The following is a 2,019-nucleotide window of genomic DNA, read 5'->3' on the forward strand; positions in this document are numbered from 1 at the left end:
CTTCGAATGACCACGGAGCAGCTGCTTTTGAACCTGCCCTACGAGTTTTCGGACTTCATCCAGGGCGTGGCGGACCAGTACCACTGCGACTACGCCGTCTGCGCCCCCGCCGGGGAGGACGGCGAGGCCCAGGGCGTGCCCATGATGGCGGCGGCGGCGGCCAAGCAGACGCTGGCGGAGTACGCCCGGATGTTCGCCCAGGCGGGCCTCCGGCTGAAAACGGTTCTGCCCCAGGAGATGGCGCTGATTCAGCTCTGCCAGGCCCGGGGCGCGGGAGCGGAGGAGTTCTGCTTCGTGGACCTGGGGCACCAGTTCACCCGGATTACGGTGGTCTGGCGGGACCGGGTCCAGGCCACCCGGCAGATCGCCCTGGGCGGGCGGAACCTGGACACCATCGTGGCGGGGGAGCTGGGGGTGGACCCCTTCCTCTCCAATACCTACAAGGCCGCGAACTTCCAAAACGTCCTCACCCTCCCCGCCGTGGCGGAGGTCTGCGAGCGGATCGCCGTGGAAATTTTGAAGGTCATCAACTTCTACCAGTTCACTTACCGGTCCAGCAACCTGAGCGGCGTGTACCTGGTGGGCGGCGGCGCGTCCATGGACCTGCTGCGCCGCAGCATCGAAAACACGGTGGGCCTGCCCCTGCTGGACCCGGCGGATCTGCTGCCGGAGGCCGGGCAATCCGCCTCCGCGGGCATTTTCGCCGCCGGCGCGGCCATGGGAGGGAATTGATATGAGCAAGCGAAACGCGGCCTACCCCGCCAAGCGGTCCATGAACCTCTTCTACAAGCCCGACCGCACCACCAAGCCCGCAACCATCGCCCTGTACGTGCTCTTCGNGCTGGTGTGCCTCCTGGGGCTTGGCAAATTCCTGGTTTACGACCTCTGGGCGGAGACCGCCCAGGCCCGGCAGTCCCTGACGGCGGCGGAGGCACAGCTTCAAGGCGTCCTGCTGGAGCTGACGGACTACAGCGAGGTGTGGGAGCGCTACAGCCGCTACTCCGCCACCGAGGAGGAGCGGGACCTCATTGACCGCATGGAGGTCCTGGCCCTGCTGGACGNGGCCGTGGGGTCNACGGCGTCCATGGACGCGGTTTCCAACGGCGGCGATACGGTCCAGCTCCAGTTCTCCGGCGTAACCCTGGCCCAGACCGCCCGGATTGTCAAGGCCCTGGAGGCCTCCCCCATCGTATCCTATACCATGGTGAACACCGCCGCCACCACCCAGTCGGAGGGCGCTCCGGCGGACGACAGCGCCCCGGTTCAGGCCAGCGTGCTGATTCAGCTGCAAAAGGAGGTGTCCCAGGGATGAGGAGACAACTGACTACCCGGGAGTGGATGCTCCTGGCCCTGCTCGGCGTCATCCTGCTGGCCAGCGGCTACATGCTGCTGTTCTACATGCCTATGACGGCGGAGCGTGACCGCTGCCTTGGCGAGGCGGAGTCCTGCCGGGCGGAAATCGAGGCCGCCCAGCTCCGCCTGGAGGAAAAGCGCCGGATGGAGCGGGAGCTGGAAGCCCTCTTCTCCGCCGGGGAGCCGCCCCGGAGCATCGCCGACTACGACAACCTCCAGCCCGTCATGTTCGAGCTGAACTCCATCCNGGCCTCCACCCAGGATTACAGCCTGTCTTTCAGCACCGTGGACGCCTCCCAGGCCATCGTCCGGCGTAGCATCTCCATGTCCTTCACCACCGGCACCTACGAATCCGCCAAGGCGGTGCTTCAGCAGCTCCACGACAGCGCCTTCCGCTGTATGCTGGACAGCGTAAACGTGAGCGTTGGCCAGGGGGAGCAAGACGCCGTGTCCGTCAGCGGGAACATTGTGTTCTTCGAGTATCAGGCGGAGCCGAAGGCCCCGGCGGCTTGAGCTTTGAGGCGGTAAAAGCGGGACGCGCCTCAAAGGGCAGGGCTGATCGGACAGCGGGCCAAGCAAAGGCAGTCGAACTTTAAGGAAGCACTGATTAAAGCCGGTAAAAGCCAGGCAAACAGACAAAGGTAAAGGAAACGTCCAATAAAGGAC

Annotated in this window: 1 protein-coding gene; it reads left to right on the forward strand. The window is 65.3% G+C overall.

Going from position 1 to position 2,019, the window contains the following annotated elements:
- Nucleotides 1-732, forward strand: a 732-nt coding sequence (gene pilM, locus JX325_RS15865) for a pilus assembly protein PilM (protein WP_204792021.1), incomplete at its 5' end; no start/stop codon positions are given.
- Between the last annotated feature and the right edge of the window lie 1,287 nt (nt 733-2,019).

It is taken from the genome of Oscillibacter sp. CU971 (genome assembly GCF_905219725.1).
GTDB lineage: Bacteria > Bacillota > Clostridia > Oscillospirales > Oscillospiraceae > Oscillibacter.